Origin of the sequence: Paenibacillus cremeus, from assembly GCF_007786445.1 — a bacterium.
GTDB lineage: Bacteria > Bacillota > Bacilli > Paenibacillales > NBRC-103111 > Paenibacillus_G > Paenibacillus_G cremeus.
Window position 1 is genome coordinate 146780 of record NZ_VNJI01000005.1, and the last position, 17487, is coordinate 164266.

The 17487-nt window shown below is 51.4% G+C and carries 13 protein-coding genes and 2 pseudogenes; 4 read left to right on the top strand and 11 right to left on the bottom strand.

Annotated elements, in window-relative coordinates:
• Nucleotides 1–18: 18 nt before the first annotated feature.
• The 6 genes and pseudogenes from FPZ49_RS05775 to FPZ49_RS05800 all read right to left on the bottom strand — a co-directional run bounded on the left by FPZ49_RS05775 (nucleotide 19) and on the right by FPZ49_RS05800 (nucleotide 8255).
• A complete protein-coding gene (locus FPZ49_RS05775) occupies nucleotides 19–1431 on the bottom strand; it encodes a sulfatase family protein (RefSeq protein WP_144844448.1) in 1413 nt (470 codons plus the stop codon).
• Nucleotides 1432–1445: 14 nt separating this feature from the next.
• The gene (locus FPZ49_RS05780) at nucleotides 1446–3092 is read right to left on the bottom strand and encodes an ABC transporter substrate-binding protein (protein ID WP_261381277.1); all 1647 of its coding nucleotides are present in this window, start codon (nucleotides 3090–3092) and stop codon (nucleotides 1446–1448) included.
• Between the two features lie 19 nt (nucleotides 3093–3111).
• A pseudogene (locus FPZ49_RS05785) lies at nucleotides 3112–3756 on the bottom strand (carbohydrate ABC transporter permease); the annotation flags it as partial.
• Nucleotides 3756–3875, bottom strand: a pseudogene (locus tag FPZ49_RS36665) (sugar ABC transporter permease); the annotation flags it as partial. The pseudogenes FPZ49_RS05785 and FPZ49_RS36665, both read right to left, overlap by 1 nt.
• Nucleotides 3876–3878: 3 nt before the next feature.
• A complete protein-coding gene (locus FPZ49_RS36670; protein WP_261381279.1) occupies nucleotides 3879–5387 on the bottom strand; it encodes a transposase in 1509 nt (502 codons plus the stop codon).
• 453 nt (nucleotides 5388–5840) lie between these two features.
• Nucleotides 5841–8255 carry a helix-turn-helix domain-containing protein gene (locus FPZ49_RS05800; protein WP_144844450.1) on the bottom strand — a complete coding sequence of 805 codons (2415 nt, stop codon included), beginning with the start codon at nucleotides 8253–8255 and terminating at the stop codon, nucleotides 5841–5843.
• 473 nt (nucleotides 8256–8728) lie between these two features.
• Between FPZ49_RS05800 and FPZ49_RS05805 the strand changes: the two genes are divergently transcribed.
• From FPZ49_RS05805 to FPZ49_RS05815, 3 genes are read left to right on the top strand one after another with little or no spacing between them, the layout of a single operon-like run.
• Nucleotides 8729–9175 (top strand): hypothetical protein, encoded by a 447-nt coding sequence (locus tag FPZ49_RS05805; RefSeq protein ID WP_144844452.1) that lies wholly within the window; start codon nucleotides 8729–8731, stop codon nucleotides 9173–9175.
• 15 nt (nucleotides 9176–9190) lie between these two features.
• The gene (locus FPZ49_RS05810; protein WP_144844454.1) at nucleotides 9191–9706 is read left to right on the top strand and encodes a hypothetical protein; all 516 of its coding nucleotides are present in this window, start codon (nucleotides 9191–9193) and stop codon (nucleotides 9704–9706) included.
• Nucleotides 9657–10109, top strand: a complete 453-nt coding sequence (locus tag FPZ49_RS05815) for a hypothetical protein (RefSeq protein WP_144844455.1) — start codon at nucleotides 9657–9659, stop codon at nucleotides 10107–10109. The genes FPZ49_RS05810 and FPZ49_RS05815 overlap by 50 nt, the downstream gene beginning before the upstream one ends.
• A 7-nt stretch (nucleotides 10110–10116) precedes the next feature.
• Here FPZ49_RS05815 and FPZ49_RS05820 read toward each other — a convergent pair whose 3' ends face one another.
• Together FPZ49_RS05820 and FPZ49_RS05825 are read right to left on the bottom strand one after the other, a co-directional pair.
• Nucleotides 10117–10587 carry a hypothetical protein gene (locus FPZ49_RS05820; RefSeq protein ID WP_144844457.1) on the bottom strand — a complete coding sequence of 157 codons (471 nt, stop codon included), beginning with the start codon at nucleotides 10585–10587 and terminating at the stop codon, nucleotides 10117–10119.
• On the bottom strand, nucleotides 10565–11365 hold the full coding sequence (locus FPZ49_RS05825) for a hypothetical protein (protein WP_261381280.1): 801 nt from the start codon (nucleotides 11363–11365) through the stop codon (nucleotides 10565–10567). Before FPZ49_RS05825 ends, FPZ49_RS05820 begins: the two co-directional genes overlap by 23 nt.
• A gap of 136 nt (nucleotides 11366–11501) precedes the next feature.
• Here FPZ49_RS05825 and FPZ49_RS05830 point away from each other — a divergent pair, with 136 nt between their 5' ends.
• A complete protein-coding gene (locus FPZ49_RS05830) occupies nucleotides 11502–12392 on the top strand; it encodes an SDR family oxidoreductase (protein ID WP_144844459.1) in 891 nt (296 codons plus the stop codon).
• A gap of 83 nt (nucleotides 12393–12475) precedes the next feature.
• Here the strand turns inward: FPZ49_RS05830 and FPZ49_RS05835 are convergent, their stop codons facing one another.
• The 3 genes from FPZ49_RS05835 to FPZ49_RS05845 form a co-directional block, all read right to left on the bottom strand.
• Nucleotides 12476–13945, bottom strand: coding sequence for a rhamnulokinase (locus FPZ49_RS05835; RefSeq protein WP_144844461.1), 1470 nt, complete (start codon nucleotides 13943–13945; stop codon nucleotides 12476–12478).
• A gap of 92 nt (nucleotides 13946–14037) precedes the next feature.
• Complete coding sequence (gene rhaA, locus FPZ49_RS05840; RefSeq protein ID WP_144844463.1) at nucleotides 14038–15300, bottom strand: L-rhamnose isomerase; 1263 nt, start codon at nucleotides 15298–15300, stop codon at nucleotides 14038–14040.
• A gap of 51 nt (nucleotides 15301–15351) precedes the next feature.
• On the bottom strand, nucleotides 15352–17466 hold the full coding sequence (locus FPZ49_RS05845; RefSeq protein WP_261381288.1) for a bifunctional aldolase/short-chain dehydrogenase: 2115 nt from the start codon (nucleotides 17464–17466) through the stop codon (nucleotides 15352–15354).
• Between the last annotated feature and the right edge of the window lie 21 nt (nucleotides 17467–17487).

The following is a 17487-nucleotide window of genomic DNA, read 5'->3' on the forward strand; positions in this document are numbered from 1 at the left end:
GATCCTCCTTTTGAGTAACTACCAGTACGGGTTCACTCCTCCGCTGCGCTCCAGATCGATTCGCCCGTCCCGGTCGTACGCATGCGCATGCCAGCCGCCGTTGATCGTATTGATCGGCTTGCGCGCCTTCACGGTCCGATCAAGGAGCTGACGCAGCAGCTCACTGGCGATCCCCGCACAAGCTGGATCGTCGATCCGATTGTTCAGCTCCCAAGGGTCGTCGTCCAGCGAATACAACTCATCCTTTTGTTCCGGATGCAGGTTCGCTACATATCTCCAAGAGCGGGTCGCCAGCGCCTTCCGGTAGGCATTTTCGGTGAAGGCACTCTCACGAATAGTCTGCTCCATATCGATCCCCTGCAAATGACGTGCGAAGCTAAACCCTTGCACCGTGTTCGGAATCGGCAAACCCGCCAGCTCGCACAGGGTAGGGAACACATCGACGGACTCGACGATCCCTTGGCTCACCGCCCCTCTGGCCCCTGACATCCCGGCCGGAAGCCGCACGATGAGCGGCACCCGCGTTATGGCGCGGTAGCTGATCCCGCCCTTCTTCTCGATCAACCCGTGCTCGCCGGCGTAATCGCCATGATCCGAGCAGTAGACGATGATCGTGTTCTCCAGCTCCCCGCTCCGCTCGAGCTCCGCCAAAATGAGCCCGATGCCGTAATCTACCTGGCTCACCAGGCCATAGTAGGCACTGATCAGCTTGCGCAGCTGACCCTCAGTCAGCTCCTTGCGTTTAGCCTGCACTTCCGGCTTTTCCGTCGTTGCCGTCGGTGGCAGATCAATCGACGCCGCAGGATACATGGACGCGAACGGCTCGGACGGCGTGTACGGCTGGTGCGGACGCGAGAAGCTGACCCACGCGAGCCAAGGCGCGCTGCTACTGCCTCGGTCACGTGGCTCCCCCTCGTTGCGGAGAAACCGCACCGTTTGCTTTGCCAGCGCCACCTCGCAGCTGTGCGCAAGCGGCAGCGTCGAGGCTTCGCCGTCCCGGTGGCCCGTGAAGCCCCGGTTGTCATTGAGCTCGTACAGCCCGGCGCCTTCGAGATATTTGGGATGCTCGATAAATTCATCATAGATGAATTGGCAGTCCGGCTCAATCCAATACCGCGGGGTATGCAGCTTGCCCAGTGCGCCGGTCCGGTAGCCCTGCTCCTTGAAATACGAGAATAGGCTCGTCATCCGGGCCTCCGGCTGCGGGCCGTAAAGCCCGTAATAGCCATGCGTCGACGGATACAGCCCGGATAAATACGAGACGCGGCTCGGCGTGCAGATCGGATTATTCGCATACGCATGCTCGAATCGCACCCCTTCCGAAGCCAGTCGATCCAAATGGGGCATCTTCACCTGCGAATGCCCGGCGCACGAAAGGCACCGGGCATTATGCTGGTCGCTGAACAAAAACAGTACGTTCGGCTTCGTCATGGAGCCAAGTCCTCCTATTTTTTCCTAGAGTCGTACGCCGTCTGATACACCTGCAAATACCGCTTCAAATTCATGCCGTCCAGCGTCTTCAAATAATTGTCCCAATCGGTGGCAATATTCGCATCGCCGGTAATAAAACGGGACATCATTTCGTTCACGTAATCGCCAATCGTTTTCTCCAGATCCGCGATTTCCGCCGCCTGCTCGCTAGTGAAAAACAATGGCTGCAGGATGTTCTCCGTCTTCACCTGATAAGGATCATATTTGTCCTTCGTCTCCTGGAACAAAATCGTTTCCTGACTCATGGTGCCTTTGTCGATCGCTTCACCAAGCCGCAGATCATTCGGGCGGTATGAAGGTCCCGTTTGCGCCCAGTGAATATTTTGCACCTGCCCAAAGTTGGCCAGCCGCTTCCAGATCGCCGGCTTCCCGTTGATGCCGATCTCCTCGGGCTTCGCCCAGCGCCATTCCTGATCGGGCCGGCCGAAGACGGAATCGAGCGTCACCTCGCGGTTATACATTGCATCCGCCCAGCGGAAAATCGCCTCCGGATGCTTGCTTTTATTCGTGATGATGAACGTGCCGCCGGCGAGACCCCACGGATTCGGCGCGGTAATTTGCTTGCCGCTCGGTCCTTTTAACGGCGGGACGGCTACGTACTCGAGCCATCGGTTGCTTTTACCAAAAAACTGGGTAAACACACCCATCGTCAACGCCGTCGCCGACCCGAGAATCGGCACATCGGGGCTTTCGCCCATTTGCTTGAGCTGGTTCGCATCCTGCGTGAACGTTTGCGGCGCGATTAGCTTTTCGGCGTACAGGCGATGCAGGTAGATCAACCCTTCCTTCCATTCCGGCTTGTTGAAGGTGACTTCGACCTTGCCATTGTTCAGGAACAGATGCGTTTTATCGTTATACAGGAACGCATTCATCAAAAACTCGTCAATCTTCGTCGTAATCGCGCCAGCGTATGGAATTTCGTCAGCCTTCCCGTTGCCGTTCGGATCCTTCTCCTTGAACGCCTTCAGCACTTGATAAAACTCCTCGGTCGTCGTCGGCATCTTCAGTCCGAGCTTGTCGAGCCACGGCTTGTAGATCCACATTTTTTGCGGCATCGAGCAGTGATAGCACTGATTGACCTGCGGCAGGCTGTAGATTTTTCCGCTGGGGGCGGTGATTAAGTCCTTGACGTAGGGATTTTCCTGAAACATCTTTTTCGTCTCGACGCCGTACTTGTCGATATAATTGTTCAGCGCGAGAAACACGCCCTGATCGCCATAAATCAGCTGCTGGGCAGGCGACACGCCGAAGCCCATAATCACGTCCGGGTAATCGCCGCTGGACAGCACCAGATTCAGCTTCTCCTGCGCTGCATTTTCCGGCACGATCTCCCAATCCACCTTGATGTTTGTTTTCGCCTCCAGCGTTTTGGTAAACCAGTTCGTAGCGAAATCCTCGACCAGGGCATTCGCCTTCACCATCACCTTAATCGTGATCGGCTCCTTGACGATGGGAAACGTGCCGCCCGGCGTGACGTCCTCCGTACTAACGGCGGCCTTAGGCGGTTCCTTCGCAGGCCCTGGATCGTTGCCCATGCACCCTGTAACCAACAATGCTAGCGATGCTGCAACCGCTGCGCTTTGATATGTTTTTGTTCTCACGAAAGCCCTCCCCTAGTGTTCAACCTTTAAGTGACCCGATCAGCATCCCCTTGACAAAATGCCGCTGCACAAACGGATACACGATTAGCACCGGTACCGTCGCCACAACGATCAGGGAATACTTCAACAGCTCGCGCAGCCCTTCCCGCTTGGCCGCATCCTCCACATCCATCAGCATCGAGGCGACGACACTGTTTTGAATGAGAATGTCCCTGAGGACCAATTGGAGCGGATACAGCTGCTGGCTTTTTAAATACAAGAGCGCGTTGAAAAACTGATTCCAATGCCCCACCGCATAAAATAGCGTAATAACCGCCAAAATCGGACCGGACAGCGGCAGCACCACACGCCCGAAAAACTGAAAATCGTTACACCCGTCCAGCTGGGCAGCTTCGAGCAGTTCATCCGGAATTGTCGTTTGGAAATACGTTCGCGTAATAATCATCATATTCCACACCATCAGCGCCCCAGGCAGCAGTATCGCCCAGCGCGTATTCAATAGGCCCAGGTCCTTCACCAGCAAATACGAGGGAATAAGGCCCCCGGCAAACATCAGCGTAAATACGAACAGGAACATATAGGCGTTGCGGCCGAATAAATCTTTGCGCGATAAGGGATACGCCGCCAGCACCGTCATCACGACATTGATCGCCGTCCCCACTAGGAGTGAAAGAACCGGCTAAAATGCTTTAATCCGACCCAGGGGCTTCCCCAGATGCCTTTGGTCACTACAAAATCTTTAAATGCAATCTGCGCTCCATACATGGGTACATACTTAAACATGACTTATGCAGTTCGAGGTAATCCTTGGTAAATGTCTGGTTTTGGAGTAGCCCAAAGAAGCATCAAATAATGCTCCGGCCAAAATAGTTCAATGAGTCTTGCAAATTGCTGCACTTGTGTGTCACAATCTATAGAGATTCGCTGAATGCCCTTGTGGTTGTTTACGCGGACCTGACAACGAGTGTGGAAGAGGCCACGAACCATTTCGCCGTGGGTGTAGCCTTCATCATCACTCGTTTTTTCTTTGTTCAGTTCAAAGAGTGCGACCGCTAATAAGGTTTCTGCGGCAAACAATAGCTCGAAATGGGCGTGGTGGTGCGCCTCGGATTCAGAATGGCATTTCTCAAAAGCCAATTCCTGTTTTGCAGCGCGAAAGAACACTTCGATGCGCCAGCGCTTGGCATAGGTTTTCACCACGTCTTTCGGAACATCGTAGCGATTGCTAATCAACAAATATGCGCCTTTGTAAGTGGCCGGATCTTCTTCTTGTTCCGCTTGAATCGAGTCTGATTCCGTAAACTCATCTTCCTTCAATCGCATGGCAACAACAGCGGCAACCTGAACATAGCGTTGCTTGGTCACTTGTTTTCCTTTCCGGTTGACCGTTGTGTACGGACGCTTCATGTAGATGCCCGGTATCGAAATGGAACTGAGGCCGGATGTTGCTTGACGTGCCAGTTGCTTAAAGACTTCACGGATCAGCATGACCGGAGTCAGCGGCACGTAACGTTCCCGGCGGGTGCCAGGTTCGATGACTTTACGGAACAAAGCCGTGTTGCGCTTGGCCTTGGTGACCCAATCAAAGTTATTCTCTTCTAGGAACGAGAAGAAATGCTTGCACAGGTACCAGCGATCCATGGCTACCCACAATCGGCTCGAAACGGATTCACGCAGCATGAGCAGCATCTGCTTGGCTAAATCGATTTTGGTAAGACCTTCTCCTTTCGTTTCGGGCTTGTGCCAGATCCGGTAAAACAACGGATACTCCAATCCACTTTTCAGAACGGCCTGTAAGACCACCAGATTCGTTGCCCAAACATAGACTTTGGTGGAGTGGTCATAAAGCCAACTCAGAAACGGAAGCTTTTTGGCAAAAGGATGTGCGCTATGGGTGTCATCGAGATTCACGACATCCCCATTGGCAAGCGCAGTCAAAGGATCTTGCTGCAAGCGCGCGACACGTTTTTTTCCGAATGTCGTCCAAGCGAAGCCCTTTGTAAAGAAGCGACTTAAGGTGTACTGCGCAAGTTTCCAAGGCTGGAACATCGCCTTGAGCAAAGCATCTTTGTCGGCCAACTGCGCCATCTGAACGACGGAGGGGCAATTGGAAACGAGACCGACAACATAGAGGAAGCAAATTAACCATGAAGGAGTACCATTGCGTTTCATAATACCGGATTGAGTAAGCAGCAGAGAGAAGTCAAATCGATCCCATAATCTCTTCAGAATGGGTGCCCCGGCACATTCGCTGTGATTCAATGGTTTAAACTTCGGTTTTTGCAACGCTGACATTGGGAAATCACCTATAATCTTGAAGATATACCCGTTTTAAAAGGTATCCTTTGCGATTATTGGGGTGTTTCTGAAAAGTCAAGTGGTTTCTATGGATTTCGAGTAAATTTTTATGAAACTTATGCATTTACCATCAATTGGGATGAACTGCATAAGTCATGACTTAAACATAATGATGTAAATTACCGGAAGCAGAAGCAGCAAATGCAGCCTCCAGCCCTTGCGAAGGTGGCGGATCACCGTCATTCGGGTCTTCATGCTCCGGAGCTCCGGATCCGATACCGCATCTCCACATCACCTCATTATCGCAGGAATCAAGTCAAGGGGGCGCTCCCTACGATCAGCTTACCGCGTGCGGCTGGTGCCGTAAATTTGGCATCGCTTACATTCGTGTGCACATTCTTAGAATGACAATCGCCTTTTTCTTGGATCCGTTGGCGTCATCTTAGAATATTATTCCGGGGCGCTGCGATAGGCGGTCGCATTGATGCCGTTATGTTTCTTGAACGCGCGGCAAAACGTGTTGGACGAGTTGTATCCGACCTTCGTCGCCACCTCGTGGATCGGGATCGTCGTCTCACGCAGTAGCTGCTCTGCTTGCCTCATCCGCAGCTTGAGCAAATAATCAGAGAAGGTCGTGCCGGACTGCTCTTTGAAAAATTGCGATAAATAGTTCTCGGAAATATGGAAACGCTCCGCGGCATCGGCTACTCCGAAGCTGCTGCGGACATACGAGGCTTCCATGTAGGCGACGATTTTGTCGTAGAGCTGGCGGTTGTGGCTTTTTTTCGTGGTGCGGACGGAGTCGCAAAGCATGCCGTAGTGATCCACGATCGTGCGGAAGCATCGCTCCGCTTCGTCGGACGTTTCTACGGCGGGAAGCGCCCTCCGGTCCAGCGGGGCGGACATTTCGTCGGTGAGCTTGACCAGGCCTCCCCAAGCTTCGTAGAGGAATAAACGCAGCTTGTCTAGCGGCAGTCGGCGCTCCTGGGTATTGCGCTCATACAGCTCCTGCAGCAGGCGGACGACCTCCGCTTTGTCCCCCGTTTTCGCCAGGTTCCTCAATTGCTGAGCGATCGGAATCGGAAAATAATACCCGTCGCTCGCGGCGGGAAGCTGACCGTACCAGTAGAGCTGGGCTCCACCGCTCCGGCTTTGGGCGTTCAAGGCGAGGCAGGCCTCCTCGAACGAGCGGCGAGCGTCCAGCAGTTCGTTCACCATGCTGCCGACGCCGATGATCGGCACCAGGTGGTATTCTTGGCGGAGATGCTCGCTTAGCAGCGTGAGGAGCTGCTGAAGCTCGTCGGTGGCGGATTCGGACAAGTTCAAGCTCGTCAAGAAGGCGATTTTGCCCTTGGACATTTCGTACAAATAAGCGCGACCAGCGATCGCTTCGGATGCCGCTTCCATCAGCATGATGCTGTAGGTATCGACGTCGCTGCTGCTTATGTGGCTAATGCTCTTGCTGGACTGGGGCTGAAGCGTTTGAAGAGTTTGAAGCGTCTGAAGGACGAACACCGCATACCTATGCGCTTGGTAGTCCATGCCCGTATGCTTGAACAGCGCAAACATTTCCCTGGGACTGGCATAGTCCCCTTTAAACAGCTTGCCGAGCACCGCCGACCGCAGCAGCGGCAGCTGGCTCTGCATGTTCGATTTCAGTTCTTCGTTATGAATCATTAAAGTGGATAATGTGTCTTGTATCAAATCGTACACATCCGCGGGCTTCCCATTATCCGCCCCCAACCGCTCACCGATGATCGCTACCAGCTTTCGCACCGGACGGCTGTTGTGATACGCCAGCAACGAAGAGATGAGCAGCGCCGCCAAGAGGCCCAGCGTGATCACGGCCCACGTGATGCGCTTGATGTAATTCACTTTTTCGAGCACCACATGCGTGGGCTGGGCTGCGACATACTTCCACCCGTTGTACTCGGAGGTCGTGTAGGTGATCATCATCCGCTGTCCGCGCATCATTTTCTCGACCACGCCGCTGTTCCGATCCCAATCTAAGGGCGCCGCGGGCGGAACGCTCCCGTCCGACGAAATGCTGCTGATGATCGCTCCTGTCTCATCCGCAATATAAGCCCAGCCGCCTTCGGACATGTTGAAGCCGCTAAGCAGCTTTTGGATTTCCGAATTTTGAATCAGCACCAGGATCGCGCCCTTCTGGGCAATCGGGTAGCCGAGCGAATGCACGTGAGTCACCATCATGTAGGGCTTGCCCTCCAGCGTGACGGCTTGCGCAGGCCAATAGTCGTGATGATGATATGTATTCATGATGCCGTTCGCCCACTGCCTGTAATTCAACTGGTTGTAGCTCAAGATTTTGCCGTAAAACTCCCCCATCTCATAAATGGAGCTGGACGACATCACAATCCCGCTGTTCTTGAACAGCAAGTAGTAGCGGTAAATAAAGCTGTTGGACATGCTGTAGTTAATCACATTTTTCTGCGTGTCGAGGATGCGGTACGTATTGGCCCCTTCGAAGGGGTCCCGCAGCTGCATGAACAGATTCACCTTCGGATCGGTCGTCACCTGCTGCACGATCGTATCGATCTCACCAAGCCGGCGGCTGAGCGCCTGCTTCGTCTGCTCCAGCAGCGACATGTTGCTGTTCACGACCTCCGCTTCCAGCAGGGATACGGTTTTATAGTAGGCAAAGAACCCGATAAACAGCGGAATCAGCATCACCAGCATGTACGGAAGCAGGAACCGGATGACAATGCCCGGCTTGCCTGCTCGATGGATCGCTGCACGCGCTATACCGCATTCCCCCTCGTGAAAGCGTCTACTTCCATTATTATAAATATTAGCTTTGCGGATAAACGATACCTTGGCAGACCATCCCCTAAATAAAGAGAGCAATATGTACCCTATTTAAACCAGATCAAGATAGGAAATATTAAGCGTTCTATTCAAGAAAACAAAGAAGCCCCCTTATTCTTTGGGGGCTTCTCTTCTGCATTTTGATGTTTTGATTAATCCCTAATCAGTTCTTCATTTGCAAGTAGATAATATTCCTCTTGATCCGCCGCGTACACTAAAATACGTCCTTCTGTATCGGTGATCATGTTGGTTACATCGATTGGCGTGAGCGTTTTCAATTGGTATGTTCTTGTATGTATCACGTGGTATTTCATCTAAATACTCCCTTTAATGACGTTTCTTTTATCATATTGGGATTATTATTAGATGGCTAGATGTTAATATTGGAAAAGGACCTCGTCACCTACGACAACGAGTTCGATGCTTGTCCTCCTCCAGAAAAAAGCCCGTTGGTAACCAATCATTCAATGATGTCATAAAATAAATTCAACATGGGCGGGAGGTCTTTTACCATGCATGACAGTGGTCCGTTAGTTGGCATTCAAACTGAGAAGCTGCTTGAAGTCATCCAAAAGAGTGCCGTGTTGTTAAAGCTTTATGAATCGTTAATAATGAAGGCCCCTACCGAGGCCGATAAGAAAAAGCTACAGCAAATGCATGCGGAGAGCTCCAAAGCCCTATCAGATTCAGCCTCATTGTACACGAAATTAACCGGAAGTCCGCCAACTCTTTTACCCGTAACCGTACCGTTTTTTTCAAAATATGTCGACGGGATCGAAATGGCCATCCTTTATAATATTTACATTTCTAGGCTGTATGTGCTATTGATGTCTACGGTCGTACCCGATTTGTTAAGTTTAGTTTTAAGAATCTCTTCGGAAAAAAACGCTCAAGCCGCAAATTTAAATTTTATATATGCAGCTCATTTAGGCGGTAAAGAAGAATTAATTCATTTATAAGCAGGTGGTCTTCAAGTGAATCATTGCGGAACAATCTATGGCGTCTCTTTAGAAACACTACAAGAACAGGCTAAGCTGCTCCTTGAAATCAACGGATATTACGATCAACTGATTGGCATGGCCCCCGACCAGGAACAATCAGATCTTTTAAAGCGGCTGATCACTGAAAATACCGTTAACATTAACAGAATCCGTCAGTTGTATCTTGCTATTTCTTGTAACGAGTTACAAATCCCACCTGTAAAACCACCCCATGTAACAGATTACTTAGAAGGTCTGAGTAAAGTAAGATCGCTGGAGGTGGATATTCTCCCCAAGTTTGTAAAAATGTATCTAGGAGCTCCAAACATCTACTATACGAATGAGTTTACAAGTATCAGGAGCATTATTGCTTTTCTCGCAGCTACCCCCTTTCTGCATGGATCTTTGCTGCAATACTTGATTACTAAAAATTTGTTCCCAAACGGGGGTGAAAATCGATATGACCCCATGCGGCAAAATGCTGGGAATTACTCCAGAACAAATCATTGAAAACTTGAAGTCGGTTATGGAATCCCAGAAGCATAATGAAAGGCTGCTTGCTTTAACTAAAGATCCCAGGCAGGCAGACATTATAAAGTCATTAATTCAGGATAACCAAATAAACATTGATACATTAAAAGATTTATACAGGCAAATGACATGCGATCCGCTAGTGCTTCCCTCCACGGCCGAACCGACATTTACAAGCTATTTGGAAGGAATTAAACTGGCGATTATGCAGAAAGTTAAACAATTCGATCGTTTGTTGTACCTCTACTACACCACTACCTCGGAAACCATCCAAAAGGTTATCCTTTTTCAAGCATCTTTAATCTTAGTTCATTTGAGATACCTGGATTATCTGCTTGTTAAAAACTCAAGCCAGTTATCTACGAACTCGGCACTTGCATGATTGGAATTTATTTTTCCCCTGTCCTTGTTTCTCCAACTGAGATTGCCTTGTACTGCCACAAAACCTTTTGGATTTCTTCCGACTGAGTTTGCCTGCATTGTATGATGGCAACCACTTCCGGTTTGGGATTACCGGGAGAGCGGGCTGTTTTTTGTTTATTACGCTTAACGAATACCACTCCTCCAAAACCTATCCCAAAACCTAAAATGGCATAAAGCAACCCCCAAATGATTGGGCCTAATTTGAATACAAAACCAACGCTTGCCCCAATCACACCGAAAGCTGTGGCCAGAGCCATGCCAACTTCAAACGCCCGGGAATTTCGCTCCTCGGATTTGAATATGATTTGTCTTGGATCTAGTGGATAGAGCTTCATCGGTATGACAAGAATTTCACTGTGTTCAACACCCATTTTTTCCAAAACGGCTAATGCTTCTTCCAGTTCCAAGGTTTGTTCAAATGTGCTGACTAGTAGCATATTCTCCTCCCGCTGAAGAGAAAATGCGGATATTCTCTCCCTTATAGCGTTCTTCAAAATATTGCTTTTGTTCAACCATGAACAGATGGTTTTGGTCAATGGCTAAAGTGTATCCGTAATAAACCGAACCCCCGAGGACCGATGGCATATATAACAACCACTGCGCGTTTAACACGGCAATCGATTCTTCGAAGCGTCCGAAAAACAGCAAAAATATCGAATCGTAAAAATTCGACATTGAGGCAAAGATCCACCACCAAACGATGTTATAAATCCCAAGTGCGACTTTTTGGTTGTACAATAGCCCCAGTCCGGGAAAAGCCAATGACCAAAATGCCCCCATGATTGGGTTTTTTCTTTCTAGGTACTGAATCTCCACTGGATGAATGACCACTGGCTTGATTCGGGCATTTTCAAGCTCCGCCAAATGACTAACCCGGTTGTTTGTGAGTGTGGAGCGATAAGAGTTCCATAAAGTGAAAATATATACCACTAAATACCCATACATCCAACGGGGCTGCAGGGTTGCTTTTGCCATATCAAAACGGCCGCAAAACGAATACACCATTGCTTCGTTAAAGTGACTGAACAAATTAATAAAAACCTCTGCTAACGTGAGCAGAATGCCTCGTGCGTATTGACCTTGTAAAACTTTTCCGAAGCCGGAAAAGGAGGCAGCCCACCACAAAGCTAAATAGGGACTCCGCCTCCAAATATAAGTGATACCGTCAGCACTGTGGAGCAAGCGCGGCCTTCTTGGTGTGTTGTCATTTTTCAAAAAGAATGGCCTCCAAATCATTACACTTTATTATTATTATCTAATTTTATCCAGTATTTATTCATTCGGCCACCGAATCACCCAGCCTCATTTCGCGGAATAACCTGAAGTAATTAGTTCGATGGAGGAATGAGTAATGCACTCATACTATGGTAATATCACGAAATGTGAATCTATACCCGTGGAGTTTCCGCTTCAATATCAACCGGGCCAGCCGGGGATTGAATCGCTTATGATTCCAAGACCGGTTTCGGAAAATCCCCAACACTTGGGGACGGGGAAATTACAAAATAAAGTAGCTATCATTACGGGGGGAGACAGCGGAATCGGACGCGCCGTCGCCTATTTGTTTGCCAAAGAAGGCGCAGACATCGCCATCGTTTACCTGAATGAGCATAGTGATGCTATGGAAACGATGGAGCGCATTCAGCAGCTGGGCCGCAGATGCTTGACGTTCGCCGGGGATATAGGCATCGAATCGTTTTGTCGACAGGTCGTCCAACAGACTTTATCCGAATTCGGCCGAATCGATACTTTAATTAATAACGCAGGAGAACTTCATGTTCTGTTAAACTTTGAGCAATTGTCTGCAGAACAGCTGGAGCGTACATTCAGAACTAATGTTTTTTCTTATGTATATTTTGCAAAAGCGGTCGTCCCTTATATGAAAGCCGGAAGTACCATTATCAATACGAGCTCGATTGCGGCCTTCGAAGGCTTCCCCGGATTTGTCGATTATTCCGCTTCCAAAGGGGCCGTTTCCGCGTTCACCCGCGCCTTAGCGGTATCTCTGATCTATAAGGGCATCCGGGTGAATGCCGTTGCTCCGGGTACCGTTTGGACCCCTCTAACCGCTTCGTCGTATCCTCCCGAGGTCTATCAAACCTATGGCAGCATAACTTTGGTCAAACGAACCGCCCAGCCTGTAGAAATCGCTCCGGCCTATTTGTACTTGGCTTCCAGCGATTCTACCTATGTGGTCGGTCAAACGATTCATGTCAACGGAGGCGCGTATTTCGGACAATGACATAGAAGCCTCCTTTTTAAAAAAATAGACTGTTGAGAAGTCTCAACAGTCTGAGAGCTGCCTAATGGCAGCTCTTTCACATCTTACAACCTGCTAATCGCGAGAAACCGTCCGTAAGCGTCGTTCCATACGTTCGCTTGTTCCGGCTCATAGCCCGCTACCGGGAACGATTCCCGAATCGCGCGCCGCGCTTCCCAAATATCCTTGAACTCGCCCGACGCCATCCATTGCACGGCGAGGTTGCCAAGTGCACTGCCTTCCGCGGGTCCAGCCCATACCGGCTTGCCAATGGCGTTGGCAGTCCATTGGCACAGCAAGGTGTTGTGGATGCCTCCTCCCACCATATGCAGACCGTCGAACGCTTTGCCGGACAGCTCCTCGGTCAGCTCGAGCACGTAGCGATATTTCAAAGCCAAGCTCTCCATAATGCTGCGGACAATACCGCCCGCATCCTCTGGAGGGGTCTGGCCGGTGCGCTTAGCATACTCGCGGATTCGCGAAGGCATATCTCCCGGATGCAGGAACGTCGGATCGTCCGGATCAAACAGCATGGCAAAAGGCTGAGCAGCTTCCGCAAGCTTTACCAATTCAGAGAACGAATACGTCACGCCCGCCTTCTCCCACTCGCGCCGGCTCTCCTGCAAAATCCACAATCCCATGATGTTCTTGAGCAGACGATACGTCCCTGCTACTCCGCCTTCATTGGTAAAATTGTACTTTTGAGCCGCCTCGTTAATGACCGGCTGGTCAACCTCCGTACCTAACAGCGACCACGTTCCGCAGCTCAGGTAAGCAAACGAGCGATCCAGTGCCGGCACCGCGGCTACGGCCGAGCCGGTATCATGCTCGGCTACAGCGTAGACCGGAATGGCGCCGATGCCCAGCTCCTCCATCACCGAGGCCCGAATTCGGCCTGCCGCAGCCCCTGGTTGAAGCACCTGGCCGAACCAGCTCTCAGAGAGACCCAGCTTGCGAATCAGCTCCGCGTCCCATCCGCCGCTCAGCGGGTTATACAGCTGCGTCGTCGTCGCATTGGAAAACTCGTTGTACATTTCCCCGGTCAAGAAATAACGGAGCAAGTCCGGAATCATGAGAAACTTCGCATCCGGCTGCAGCCGCTGAGAATTCGCCTGCTTCAGGGCATACAGCTGGAAAATCGTATTAAACGGAAGAAACTGAATGCCCGTGCGAGCAAACACTTCAGCTGCCGGCACGTCCTTGAACAGCTTCTCCATCATATCGTCCGTATGGCGGTCACGGTAATGATACGGGTTGCCGAGCAGCTCACCGTCTGCGCCGATCATGCCGAAGTCGACGGCCCAGGAATCGATGCCGATGCTGGCCGGTTCGATTCCTGCATGCTTGGCTTTCAGCAGCCCCTGCTTAATCTCATGGTACAGCCGGAGAATATCCCAGTGCAGGCGGTCTCCGACCGGCACGGGATCGTTCGGAAACCGGTGCAGCTCTTCCGTTTCGATCCGGCTGCCGTTCAGCCGGCCCAGAATCGCCCGGCCGCTGCTCGCCCCGAGATCGAATGCAATGATTTGCGACAAAGTGAAAACCTCCTCGGAAAGTGGATTGACATGAACGAGATATTGCCGGTTAGGTGGTGGTTAACCAACACTTAACCGGCAACGAATGAGCCTTAACCGCGCTTGGTCAGCACTTCCCGCTCGTATTGCTTCACTTGTGCAATCCACTCTTCGCGAACCGGAACGCCTTGCTTAGCGCAATAGTAGTCCCAAATCGCTCCGAACGGATATGTTTTGAACTCTTCGGTCAGCGCCAGGCGCGTCGTGTAGTCGCCTTCCAGTTCCGCTTGCTTCAGTGCATCTACCGGTTCGAGCATCGCTTTCAGCAGCGCTTTGATCGTGTTGCGGGTACCGATGACCCAAGCCGCTACACGGTTGATACTAGCATCAAAGAAGTCTAGACCAATGTGTGTCGTGCCAAGCAGATCATGACGAACCAGCTCGCGGCCGATGTCGATCAGCTCGTCGTCGAGCACAACTACGTGATCGCTGTCCCAACGCATAGGGCGGCTCACGTGAAGCAGAATGCCGTCCGAGAACAGTGCCAGCGAAGACAGCTTGTTGGAAATCACTTCTGTCGGATGGAAATGGCCGGCATCCAGACAGATCAGCTTGTTATTTTGAATGCCATAGCCCATATAAAATTCATGGGAGCCGACTACGTAGGCTTCCGAGCCAAGGCCGAACAGCTTGCTTTCGACCGCGTCCAGGTTGTGAGCCGGGTTAAGCGGCTCTTCGAACACTTCGTCCAGCGATTCCTTGAGGCGCTTGCGCGGCGCCATCCGGTCCACCGGCGTATCCTTGAAGCCATCCGGAACCCAAACGTTCGTTACGCACGTTTGGCCGAGCTGCTCTCCGAAGTAAGCGCCGATTTTACGCGAAGCCTTGCAGTGGTCGATCCAGAACTTGCGAATTTCCGGATCCGGATGGCTCAGCGTGAAGCCGTCCTTGGAATTCTCATGAGAGAAGCAGGTCGGGTTGAAATCCAGCCCGAGACCTTGCTCCTTCGCCCAGTTGACCCAGCCTTGAAAATGCTTTGGCTCCAGCTGATCCAGCTCGACCTTCTCGTTCGTGTCGGCATAGATCGCATGCAGGTTGACCTTGTGCTTACCCGGGATCAAGGCGAATGCCTTCTCCAAGTCCGCGCGAAGCTCATCCGGTGTGCGAGCCGCACCCGGATAAGAACCGGTGACAGAAATGCCCCCGGTCAGCTCCTGGTCGCGGTTCAAAAATCCGCGCACGTCATCGCCTTGCCAGCAGTGCATGGAAATTTTAATCTGCGCCAGCTTCTCCAGCGCTTTGTCTACATCGATGCCGTACTGGGCATATTGCTGCTTAGCAGCTTCATAATTGAGTTCGATATTGGACTGGGTCATGGTGATGCCCCCTCCTTGGATTTTAACTAATAGTATATGAATAAGTTCGTCTTAGCGGGTGAATGCTGCCGGTACGCCGCCGTCGATCGTGAGCATGCAGCCGGTCGTTTTATCCGATTTGGAAGAAGCGAAGAAAGCAACGCCCTCTGCGATATCGCGCGGATAAATGTTAACGAGCAGCGTAGTACGCTTGCGGTAGTATTCTTCCAGCTGATCCGGTTCAATACCGTAGGCCGCTGCGCGCTCATTGCGCCAGTTGCCGTTCCAGATCGCAGAGCCTTGAAGAATGGCGTCAGGAAGGATCGTGTTCACGCGGATGCCGAACTCGCCGCCTTCTGCTGCGATGCAGCGTGCAAGGTGTGCTTCCAGCGCTTTGGCTGCACTGTACGCGCTCGCGCTCTTGCCAGCGTAGACGGAGTTCTTGGAGCCGATGAACACCATGTTTCCGCCGATGCCTTGCTGCTTCATAATTTTGAACGCCTCGCGCGCTACCAGGAAGTAGCCTGTACCAAGCACGTTCATGTTCAGGTTCCATTCTTTCAGCGACGTTTGGTCAAACGGACTGGAAGTGGCAAGACCTGCATTGTTGACGATGATATCCACGCCGCCGTAGTTCAATATAGCTTCGGCGTAAGCCGATAGAATAGCGGCTTCGTCCGTTACGTCCATTTTAACCGCCAGCGCACGGTGGGCACCGTACTTCTCATTGATATCGGCAGCTACCTTCTGAGCGCCTTCCAAGTTCAGGTCAGCCAGAACGACATGTGCGCCTTCGGATACGAGGCGGCGAGCCGTCTCACTACCGATACCGCCAGCGCCACCGGTGATCAGAGCCACCTTGCGGGAGAACTCAGCTTCTGCAGGAGCCAAAGACAGCTTGTAAAGCTCAAGCGGCCAGTACTCCACATTGTAAGACTCGTTCTCGCTGAGCGATACGAATTGACCCAGCGCCGTTGCGCCGCGCATTACTGCGATCGCGCGATGGTACAATGCACCGCTGACTTGCGACAATGCCCAGCTCTTGCCCGTGTTGATCATACCAACGCCTGGAATCAGGATGACGCGAGGAGCAGCTTCGAACATGACGTCGCCCTCGTTCTTGTTACGCTCGAAGTATGCTTTATACTGCTCTTTATATGCAGCTACGCCTTCTGCGAGCTTGGCTTTCAAGCCTTCAACATCGTCAGCGTTCGGTGTCCAGTCGATGAAGAGAGGAACAACCTTTGTATGCACCAGGTGGTCAGGGCATGCTGCGCCAACCTGGGACAGCTTCGGCGAATCGATCCCGCCAACAAACGCGAGCACATCCGCTTGGTCGTCGAAGGACAGAATCGCTTTCTTAGCGTCGGATACCGCACCGCGGATCGTCGGCATGACTTGCGATGCGATGCTGCGGCGGACTTCTTCAGGCAATGCTGCATGCTTGCGGCCGCCGAACAGGCGCTCTTCGTTCACGCGAGCTTCGATGAAGGCTTCCGCTTCGTTGATGATTTTGATTGTTTGCGCGTAGCAAGCTTCGGAAGTTTCTCCCCATGTTACCAGACCATGCTTCTCCATCAGAACGAGTTCTGCTTTTGGATTCGCCAGAACGCCTTCTGCGATCATTTTGGACAAGGTGAAGCCAGGACGTACATAAGGAACCCAGACGAAACGGTCGCCGTAAATTTCCTTCGCAAGTGCTTTACCGTTATCTGCGCAGCAAAGGCTGATGATCGCATCCGGATGCGTATGGTCTACATGCTTGAATGGAAGAAACGCGTGAAGCAGCGTTTCAATCGATGCCCGCGGATGCTTAGCGTCGATCATCGTGTGGCCGAGGTAAGCAACCATTTCTTCATCCGTCATGGATTCGCGCTCAAACAGCGGACGAATATCTTCCATGCGAAGACCTGTGAAGTTGCCGGCTTTCATCGAACCGAGGTCGGAGCCGCTGCCTTTAACGTACATGACTTCAACATCGCGGCCGCGGAAATCCTGCACAACCGTCTTAGTCGATGTATTGCCGCCAAAGATGTTGCAGACACGGCGATCCGCGCCGATAATATTAGAACGATAAACGAGCTGATCCAGTCCGTTTTGCAGTTGATCCGCTTTTGAAGAATCCCAAAGACTTTGTACCATTGTTTTGTTTACCTCCGATTTATTTTGTTTCTGTCTGTTTTTGATGATACCACATCTGTTTGAATT